The organism is Bacillus cereus group sp. Bc031 (assembly GCF_027716265.1).
In the GTDB taxonomy this organism is placed as follows: domain Bacteria; phylum Bacillota; class Bacilli; order Bacillales; family Bacillaceae_G; genus Bacillus_A; species Bacillus_A paranthracis.
In genome coordinates, this window is the sequence record NZ_JAQFUL010000054.1 from 25,449 (window position 1) to 35,384 (window position 9,936).

Sequence of the window (9,936 nt, forward strand, 5' to 3'; positions counted from 1 at the left end):
TAAGTATGAAAGATTATTTAGTAAAAGCGTTAGCATTTGATGGGGAAGTGCGTGCGTATAGTGTACGTACTACAAACACGGTAAGCGAGGCGCAAAGACGTCATGATACATGGAGAACAGCTTCAGCGGCACTTGGTCGTTCTTTAACTGCAGGTACAATGATGGGGGCAATGTTAAAAGGTGACCAAAAGCTAACAATTAAGGTAGAAGGAAATGGTCCGATTGGTCCTATCTTAGTAGATGCTCATGCAAATGGAGATGTACGTGGTTATGTAACGAATCCACATGTTGACTTTGAAGGAACAGAACAAGGGAAATTACGTGTATATCAAGCGGTAGGTACTGAAGGATTTGTAACGGTAATTAAAGATATTGGTATGCGTGAGCCGTTTATTGGTCAATCTCCAATTGTTTCAGGAGAATTAGGAGAAGACTTCACGTATTATTTTGCAGTTTCTGAGCAGACGCCTTCTTCTGTAGGTGTTGGTGTCCTTGTAAATGGAGACGATAGCATATTAGCGGCAGGTGGATTTATCCTTCAAATTATGCCGGGTGCACAGGAAGAGACAATTTCATTCATTGAAGAGCGTTTGCAGAAGATTCTTCCTGTATCAACATTGATCGAACAAGGGCTTTCTCCAGAAGAATTACTGTATGCAGTCCTTGGAGAAGATAAGGTAAAAGTATTAGAAACGATGGATGTTCAATTTAATTGCACATGCTCACGCGAACGTATCGAGAGTGTGTTAATTAGTTTAGGTAAAACGGAGTTAGAGCAAGTTCGTGAAGAAGAAGAAGAAACAGAAGTTCATTGTCACTTCTGTAATGAGCGATACAAGTTCTCTAAAGAAGATATTACAAATTTAATTGAGAATTTGTAATAAGGGAATTTACCCTCTAAATACATTGACAAACAGGGAATTTTCTGACAAAATCTAAATATAGACAAAACCAATAAAAATACTCGGTGTTAGGAGTGACAGGAATGCGAGTGGCACAATCAGTTTCAGAATTAATCGGGAAAACGCCGATCGTTAAGTTGAACCGCATCGTAGAATCAGATAGCGCAGATATATACTTAAAATTAGAATTTATGAATCCGGGGAGCAGCGTTAAAGATCGTATCGCATTAGCTATGATTGAAGATGCTGAGAAAAAAGGATTATTAAAAGAAGGCGATACAATCATTGAGCCGACAAGTGGTAACACAGGAATTGGTTTAGCGATGGTAGCAGCTGCTAAAGGATATAAGGCAATTTTAGTAATGCCAGAAACAATGAGCGTTGAGCGTCGCAATTTATTACGTGCTTATGGCGCTGAATTAGTATTGACTCCAGGGCCTGAAGGAATGGGCGGAGCAATTCGTCAAGCGACTGAATTAGCAAAAGAACATGGCTACTTTATACCGCAACAGTTCAAAAATCAATCAAATCCAGAAATTCATCGTTTAACAACAGGTCCAGAAATTGTTGAGCAAATGGGCGACCAATTAGATGCATTTATTGCAGGTATTGGTACAGGTGGAACGATTACTGGTGCTGGTGAAGTGCTGAAGGAAGCATATAAAGATATTAAAATTTATGCAGTAGAACCTGCGGATTCACCAGTGTTATCTGGTGGAAAACCGGGTCCACATAAAATCCAAGGAATTGGGGCTGGATTTGTTCCAGAAACATTGGATGTAGAAGTATATGATGAAATCATTCAAGTGAAAACAGAGCAAGCGTTCGAATACGCAAGAAGAGTGGCTAAAGAGGAAGGTATTTTAGTTGGTATCTCTTCAGGAGCAGTTATTTATGCAGCGACAGAAGTTGCGAAAAAGTTAGGTAAAGGGAAAAAGGTACTTGTTATTATCCCAAGTAATGGTGAACGTTATTTAAGTACACCACTTTATCAATTTGAGTCTTAATTACATGTGATTGAAAAAGCATCCTTAAAAAAGGATGCTTTTTCTTTTTGGATTGGAAATAGGAAAAGAGTGAATGACTAGAAAACTTCATGTAAAATAAGAGGTAGTATCATTAATTTATTTTCACTAGCCTTCGAATATAACCCTTCTATATACATAACGAATGTAGCTTGAAGTGGTTAATATAAGAGGGTGGGATAAAAGAAGACGGGGTGTTGATATGCAACGAAGAAAATCTTTAGCGCTTTCTATTCCATATCAGTTAGATTTCTTTAAGCAATATAAATTTCTTTCTAAGGATAAACCGCAACATATTTTGTTAGAGAGTGGACGTGGCGGTCGTTATAACATCGTGGGATTAAACCCAGTAGCGGTAATCCGAGAGAAGGGTGAAACGTTACATATAAGTGAAAGTGGTAAGGAAACAATAAAGCAAGGAAACCCATTAGATTTAATGCAGGAATATATGGAGCGATGGAAAACGGATTATAATCCGGAATACCCGCCTTTTCAAGGTGGTGCAATTGGTTACTTTAGTTATGATTGCATCCGTTATATTGAAAAACTTCCTTCTCTTGCGGAAGATGATATTAATATACCTGATATATTCTTTTTATTATTTGATGATGTGTTTGTGTATGATCAAAAAGAAAAAGTATTATGGATTATTACACATTATGTAGATAAGCACGAAGAGGCAAAAGAGCGATTAAATGAATGGAAGATTCTTTGGGCAACAGAAGCGCCGGAAGTGACTATACCGTTTGCGTGCCCTGAAAAGAAAAATGAAGCAGTTGCTTTTACTGAAGAAAGCTTTATGAAGGCGGTTGAATGTATTCAAGAATATATTGGGGCTGGTGATGTGTTCCAAGTAAACTTGTCGACAAGACAAGAAAGAACGTTACAAACACACCCACTAGAAATATATACAAGTCTTCGTGAAATTAATCCATCTCCATATATGGGTTACTTGGAGCTCGGGGATTTTCAAATTGTAAGTGGATCGCCAGAGTTGCTAATTAAGAAACAGGGAACTGAAGTAAGTACAAGACCAATTGCTGGAACGAGATCTAGAGGGGCAAATGAGCAAGAGGATGAAGAATTGGCAAGGGAATTAATTGAGAATGAAAAAGAAAGAGCAGAGCACGTCATGCTTGTAGATTTAGAGCGAAATGATTTAGGACGTGTTTGTAAATATGGCACTGTAGAAGTAGACGAGTTTATGGTAATTGAGAAATACTCACATGTTATGCATATTGTTTCTAATGTGCGTGGTGAGGTGGAAGAAGATAAAGATGCTTTCGATTTAGTGAAGGCTGTATTCCCTGGAGGAACAATTACGGGTGCTCCGAAAATACGTACGATGGAAATTATTGAAGAATTAGAACCTGTTCGCCGAGGGATTTATACAGGTTCAATCGGTTGGATCAGTTATTCTGGAGATACAGAATTGAATATTGTAATTAGGACACTTCTTGCTAAAGACGGAAAAGCGCATGTACAAGCTGGGGCGGGAATTGTAATTGATTCAAATCCGGAAAATGAATATAAAGAGTCGTTAAAAAAGGCGATTGCTTTATGGCGTGCAAAAGAACGTAGTGAAGAAACGGTTAGGTGAGAGAAATGATATTAATGATTGATAATTATGATTCTTTTACATTTAATTTAGTGCAGTTTCTTGGAGAACTTGGACAAGATCTTGTTGTTAAACGTAACGATGAAGTGACTATTTCAGATATTGAGAATATGAAACCAGACTTTTTAATGATTTCGCCAGGTCCATGTAGTCCGAATGAGGCAGGAATTAGTATGGAGGTTATTCGATACTTTGCTGGAAAGATTCCGATTTTTGGGGTTTGTCTTGGGCATCAATCTATTGCGCAAGTGTTTGGTGGAGAGGTTGTTCGTGCAGAGCGATTAATGCATGGGAAAACATCGCTTATGCATCATGATGAGAAGACGATTTTTTCGGATATCCCTAATCCGTTTACCGCGACACGCTATCATTCCCTTATTGTTAAGAAAGAGACGTTACCTGATTGTTTAGAGGTAACGTCTTGGACAGAAGAAGGGGAAATTATGGCGCTCCGCCATACAACATTACCGATTGAAGGTGTGCAGTTCCACCCGGAATCTATTATGACTTCTCACGGGAAAGAGTTGTTGCAGAATTTCATTCGTAAATATAGTCCAAGTGTGACATCATGTTAATTTACGTAAATGGTCAGTATGTAGAATCGAGTGAAGCGAGAATTTCTCCTTATGATCATGGTTATTTATATGGTCTTGGAGTTTTTGAGACTTTTCGTATTTATAATGGTCATCCTTTCTTATTGGATGATCATTATGACCGTTTAATAGATGCGCTGGATACATTGCAAATAAAATGGACAAAGACGAAAGATGAAGTAATGCTTATTTTGAAGAATTTAATCGTTAAGAATAAATTAGAGCATGCGTATGTCCGTTTTAATGTATCGGCGGGTATAGATGAAATTGGATTGCAAACAGAAATGTATGAAGAGCCGTCTATTATTGTTTTTATAAAACCTTTAGCGGCCCCGGGAGATGTAGTGGAAAAAGAAGGGGTTATCTTAAATCAAGTGAGAAATACCCCAGAGGGTGCATCTCGCTTGAAGTCTCACCATTATTTAAATAACATTTTAGGGAAACGTGAAATTGGAAATGGTGTGAATAAGGAAGGGATTTTCCTGACTGAAGTAGGTTATGTTGCAGAGGGTATTGTTTCGAATCTCTTTTTTGTGAAAGGTGATATTTTATATACACCTTCGCTTGAAACAGGGATTTTAAATGGTATCACTCGTGCGTTTATTATAAAGGTTGCTGAAGAGATTGGTATAGAAGTAAAAGAAGGTTTCTTTACAAAAGATGAATTACTTTCAGCCGATGAAGTCTTCGTAACAAACTCGATTCAAGAAATTGTTCCGCTTAATCGTATAGAGGGACGAGATTTCCCGGGTAAAGTAGGTATGGTTACAAAAAGATTTATGAACCTTTATGAAATGCAGAGAGAGAAATTGTGGAGCAGAAATGAATTACGAAGAGGAGATGTGTAGTTTGAAGTGGGATTATGATTTGCGCTGCGGCGAATATACATTGAACTTAAATGAAAAAACGTTAATTATGGGGATTTTAAATGTAACACCAGATTCGTTTTCTGATGGTGGGAGTTACAACGAGGTAGATGCTGCAGTGCGCCATGCGAAAGAAATGCGAGATGAAGGTGCTCATATTATTGATATTGGTGGCGAATCTACTCGTCCGGGCTTTGCTAAAGTGTCAGTGGAAGAAGAAATAAAACGAGTTGTTCCAATGATTCAGGCTGTTTCAAAAGAGGTGAAATTGCCTATTTCTATCGACACATATAAAGCGGAAGTTGCAAAACAAGCAATCGAAGCTGGTGCTCATATTATTAATGATGTTTGGGGAGCGAAGGCGGAACCGAAAATCGCTGAAGTTGCGGCTCATTACGATGTACCTATTATCTTAATGCATAATCGCGATAACATGAATTATCGTAATTTAATGGCTGATATGGTTGCTGATTTATATGACAGTATTAAAATTGCTAAAGATGCTGGTGTACGAGATGAGAATATCATTTTAGACCCGGGCATCGGTTTTGCTAAAACACCTGAACAAAATTTAGAAGCGATGCGTAATTTAGAACAGTTAAACGTACTAGGTTATCCAGTTCTCTTAGGTACTTCAAGAAAGTCCTTTATTGGGCATGTGCTAGATTTGCCGGTAGAAGAACGTCTTGAGGGGACGGGAGCTACCGTTTGTCTTGGTATTGAAAAGGGTTGTGAGTTTGTTCGTGTTCATGATGTGAAGGAAATGGCACGTATGGCTAAGATGATGGATGCGATGATTGGTAAGGGGGTAAAGTAATTGGATAAAATTTATATTCATGATATGGAGTTTTACGGTTATCATGGTGTATTCCCAGAGGAAAATAAATTAGGCCAGAGATTTAAAGTGGACTTAACGGTGGAATTGGATTTGAAACAAGCAGGAGAAAGTGATGACTTAGAGCATTCTGTTAATTATGGAGAGCTTTTCGAATTATGTAGGAAAGTTGTAGAAGATAGAACATATAAGCTTGTAGAGAGTATTGCTGAAAATATTGCTACAGATATATTGAAACAATATGAGAGTATTTCAAGATGTACGATAAAGGTAATTAAACCAGATCCGCCGATACCAGGACATTATCGTGCTGTAGCGGTAGAAATTACGAGAGAACGTCCATGAATAATATAGCTTACATTGCATTAGGTTCAAATATTGGAGAACGTTATACGTATTTAACTGAAGCGATTCAGTTTCTGAATAAAAATCCTTATATCAAAGTTGAGGATGTTTCGTCTGTATATGAGACGGAACCGGTTGGCTATACTGACCAAAGTTGCTTTTTAAATTTAGTTATAAAAATTTCTACCAATTTATCACCGCAAGAATTATTGAAAGTAACGCAAAAAGTAGAAAATGATCTAGGAAGAAAAAGGGAAATTAGGTGGGGACCTAGGACTATCGACCTTGACATTTTACTATATAATCAAGAAAATATTGAAGCAGAGAATCTTATTGTTCCGCATCCACGGATGTTCGAAAGAGCTTTTGTTATCGTTCCGTTGTTAGAGATTAATCAAGATATAAAACAAAACATTTCACGTTCACAAGTAGAAGAAATGAAAAGGCGAGAGGGAGTAACGGTATGGAAGCAGAAAAATGGGGAAGACGCATTCGTGCTTTTCGAAAACTAAAAGGTTATACGCAAGAAGGTTTTGCAAAAGAATTAGGGGTATCTGTATCTGTTTTAGGTGAAGTTGAGCGAGGAAATCGATCGCCTTCCCAAGACTTTGTAGTGGAAGTTGCTAAAGCATTAAAGGTCTCGATAGATGAGCTAATGCCAAAGTGACCATGAAGGAAGGAGTAAATCGAGTGTTAAAAATCGCAAATATTGAGATGAAAAATCCGGTTGTATTAGCACCGATGGCGGGAGTGTGTAACTCTGCATTCCGTTTGACAGTAAAAGAATTCGGTGCAGGCCTAGTTTGTGCTGAAATGGTAAGTGATAAGGCGATACTACTGAACAATAAAAGAACATTAGATATGTTATATATTGATGAGAGAGAAAAGCCATTAAGTTTACAAATTTTTGGTGGCGAGAAAGAAACTCTTGTAGATGCTGCGAAATACGTAGATCAATATACGACAGCAGACATCATTGATATTAATATGGGGTGCCCAGTACCAAAAATCGTTAAGTGTGATGCAGGAGCAAAGTGGCTTTTAGACCCAAATAAAATATATGAAATGGTAGCGGCAGTTGTAGATGCTGTAGAAAAACCAGTTACAGTAAAAATGCGTATTGGTTGGGATGAGGATCATATTTTCGCAATCGAGAATGCGAAAGCTGTTGAGCGTGCTGGTGGACAAGCGGTAGCAGTTCATGGGCGCACACGAGTACAAATGTATGAAGGAAAAGCGGATTGGGATATTATTAAACAAGTAAAGCAAGCTGTAAATATCCCGGTTATTGGAAATGGTGATGTCGCAACGCCGCAAGATGCAAAGCGTATGCTTGATGAAATTGGTGTAGATGGTGTTATGATTGGCCGCGCTGCCCTTGGAGATCCATGGATGATTTATCGTACGGTAAAGTATTTAGAGACTGGTGAATTAATGCCGGAACCGACAGTACGTGAGAAAATTGACGTATGTATGTTGCATCTAGATCGTCTGATCGATTTAAAGAATGAAAATGTCGCTGTAAGAGAGATGAGAAAGCACGCAGCTTGGTATTTAAAGGGCATTCGTGGTAATGCAACTGTACGTAATGGTATCAATGCTTGTAATACGCGTGAAGACCTTGCAAATGTATTAGGTACATTTGTAGAAGAAGTAGAAGCGAAACAACAAACAATTCACGTTGGTTAATAATAGGAAGGGAAGATTGACATTCTTCTATACACTTCCTATAATTACGTGAAAGAAAGAAGAACTGCCAGTTAGTTGCTGGCAGTTTTTCTAGTTGAGTAGAAAATGCTATACTGTATATATTGTAAAAATTAATAGAGCTGGAGTGATATCAATACCATGGATAACATGAACCACGAAGAATTAAACGACCAATTGCTTGTTCGTCGTGAAAAGCTACATAACTTACGTGAGCAAGGGATCGATCCGTTCGGTAAACGTTTTGAACGTACAAATGCAACAAATGAATTATTAAGCCTATATGGAGAGTTCTCTAAAGAAGAATTAGAGGAGAAAGAAATCTCTGTTTCTATCGCTGGTCGTATTATGACAAAACGCGGTAAGGGAAAAGCTGGATTTGCACATATTCAAGATTTACATGGACAAGTTCAAATTTACGTTCGTAAAGATGCTGTTGGAGATGAAGAGTACGAATTATTTAAAACAGCAGATTTAGGTGACTTAGTAGGTATTGAAGGTAAAATTTTCAAAACGAACGTTGGAGAACTTTCAGTGAAAGCAACGGGATTTACGCTATTAACGAAATCTCTTCGTCCATTACCGGATAAATATCATGGATTAAAAGATGTTGAACAACGCTACCGTCAACGTTACTTAGACTTAATTACAAGTATGGAAAGCCGTGAAACATTCGTTACTCGCAGTAAGATCATTCGTGAAATAAGAAGATACTTAGATGACAACGGTTATCTTGAAGTGGAAACACCTATGATGCATGCAATTGCAGGTGGAGCTTCTGCGCGTCCTTTCATCACGCACCATAATGCGTTAGATATGGAATTATATATGCGTATCGCAATTGAACTTCATTTAAAACGCCTTATTGTGGGTGGATTAGAAAAAGTTTATGAAATCGGCCGTGTATTCCGTAACGAGGGTGTATCAACTCGTCATAACCCTGAGTTTACGATGATTGAATTATATGAAGCGTATGCTGATTATAAAGATATTATGAAACTAACAGAAAATATGGTTGCTCATATCGCGAAGCAAGTACTAGGTACAACAACAATCCAATATGGTGATTATGAAATTAATCTAGAACCAGAATGGACACGTCTTCATATGGTAGATGCAATTAAAGAACATTCTGGAGCAGATTTCTGGAATCCGATGAGTGTAGAAGAAGCGCGTGAACTTGCAAAAGAACATAATGTAGAAATTAAGGATACAATGGAAGTTGGTCATATTATTAATGAATTCTTCGAGCAAAAAGTAGAAGATAAATTAATCCAACCAACATTTATTTACGGTCATCCAGTAGAAATTTCGCCACTTGCGAAAAAGAATGACGAAGATCCACGATTCACAGATCGTTTCGAATTATTTATCGTTGCACGTGAACATGCAAATGCATTCACTGAGTTAAATGATCCAATTGATCAGAAAGAACGTTTTGAAGCGCAATTAAAAGAACGCGAACAAGGTAATGATGAAGCTCACATGATGGATGATGATTATATCGAAGCTCTTGAGTATGGTATGCCTCCTACGGGTGGACTAGGAATTGGTATTGATCGTCTTGTTATGTTATTAACGAATGCACCATCTATTCGTGACGTACTATTATTCCCTGCTATGCGTCATAAACAAGACTAAGCTTTGGAGATTTCTCCAAAGCTTTTTTTATCGCGATTGGTGAGGCTTGATTAAAGTTTCACTTTATTTGAGTATGAGTGTGGAGATTAGATGTTGATGTTGGAAGAAATTATATTTATATAGAAGAAAAGTGCTGTTTTTATACTTTTTTACTAAGTTAAAAATTTTATTAGAAAAACTATTGCATTTTAATAATCAAACTGGTATATTTATATTCGTTGCCACGAAAGGTAACAAGCAAAACAAACGAAAAACAACTTTTTGAAAAAAAGTTGTTGACGAAAATATAACAAAATGTTATATTAATAAAGTCGCTTCTGAGCGACGAAGTAGTTCTTTGAAAACTGAACGAAACAAACAACGTGAAACGTCAATTTTTATTTTATGATGCTAGACAAACTAAC

General features: G+C 37.4%; 11 protein-coding genes. All 11 read left to right on the forward strand.

Annotated elements, in window-relative coordinates; translation table 11 throughout:
• Window positions 1–5 precede the first annotated feature (5 nt).
• Window positions 6–881, forward strand: a complete 876-nt coding sequence (gene hslO / locus PDQ33_RS19285; RefSeq protein WP_061131944.1) for a redox-regulated molecular chaperone HslO — start codon at window positions 6–8, stop codon at window positions 879–881.
• A gap of 104 nt (window positions 882–985) precedes the next feature.
• Window positions 986–1,909 (forward strand): cysteine synthase A, encoded by a 924-nt coding sequence (gene cysK / locus PDQ33_RS19290; protein WP_001261709.1) that lies wholly within the window; start codon window positions 986–988, stop codon window positions 1,907–1,909.
• Between the two features lie 220 nt (window positions 1,910–2,129).
• Complete coding sequence (gene pabB, locus PDQ33_RS19295) at window positions 2,130–3,527, forward strand: aminodeoxychorismate synthase component I (RefSeq protein ID WP_270394026.1); 1,398 nt, start codon at window positions 2,130–2,132, stop codon at window positions 3,525–3,527.
• 5 nt (window positions 3,528–3,532) lie between these two features.
• Entirely contained in the window at window positions 3,533–4,120 is a 588-nt protein-coding gene (pabA, locus tag PDQ33_RS19300) for an aminodeoxychorismate/anthranilate synthase component II (RefSeq protein ID WP_000602276.1), read from the forward strand.
• Window positions 4,114–4,986 (forward strand): aminodeoxychorismate lyase, encoded by an 873-nt coding sequence (gene pabC / locus PDQ33_RS19305; RefSeq protein WP_000909887.1) that lies wholly within the window; start codon window positions 4,114–4,116, stop codon window positions 4,984–4,986. The genes pabA and pabC overlap by 7 nt, the downstream gene beginning before the upstream one ends.
• Window positions 4,961–5,821: a dihydropteroate synthase gene (gene folP / locus PDQ33_RS19310; RefSeq protein WP_002081846.1), complete on the forward strand. Its 861-nt coding sequence runs from the start codon at window positions 4,961–4,963 to the stop codon at window positions 5,819–5,821. Before pabC ends, folP begins: the two co-directional genes overlap by 26 nt.
• Window positions 5,822–6,184 (forward strand): dihydroneopterin aldolase, encoded by a 363-nt coding sequence (gene folB, locus PDQ33_RS19315; RefSeq protein WP_000358059.1) that lies wholly within the window; start codon window positions 5,822–5,824, stop codon window positions 6,182–6,184.
• Window positions 6,181–6,696: a 2-amino-4-hydroxy-6-hydroxymethyldihydropteridine diphosphokinase gene (folK, locus tag PDQ33_RS19320; RefSeq protein WP_001059445.1), complete on the forward strand. Its 516-nt coding sequence runs from the start codon at window positions 6,181–6,183 to the stop codon at window positions 6,694–6,696. The genes folB and folK overlap by 4 nt, the downstream gene beginning before the upstream one ends.
• Window positions 6,648–6,851: a helix-turn-helix domain-containing protein gene (locus PDQ33_RS19325; protein WP_000387027.1), complete on the forward strand. Its 204-nt coding sequence runs from the start codon at window positions 6,648–6,650 to the stop codon at window positions 6,849–6,851. Before folK ends, PDQ33_RS19325 begins: the two co-directional genes overlap by 49 nt.
• Window positions 6,852–6,874: 23 nt before the next feature.
• A complete protein-coding gene (gene dusB / locus PDQ33_RS19330) occupies window positions 6,875–7,873 on the forward strand; it encodes a tRNA dihydrouridine synthase DusB (protein WP_000912258.1) in 999 nt (332 codons plus the stop codon).
• 159 nt (window positions 7,874–8,032) lie between these two features.
• Complete coding sequence (lysS, locus tag PDQ33_RS19335; RefSeq protein ID WP_270756460.1) at window positions 8,033–9,532, forward strand: lysine--tRNA ligase; 1,500 nt, start codon at window positions 8,033–8,035, stop codon at window positions 9,530–9,532.
• The last annotated feature ends 404 nt before the right edge of the window (window positions 9,533–9,936 follow it).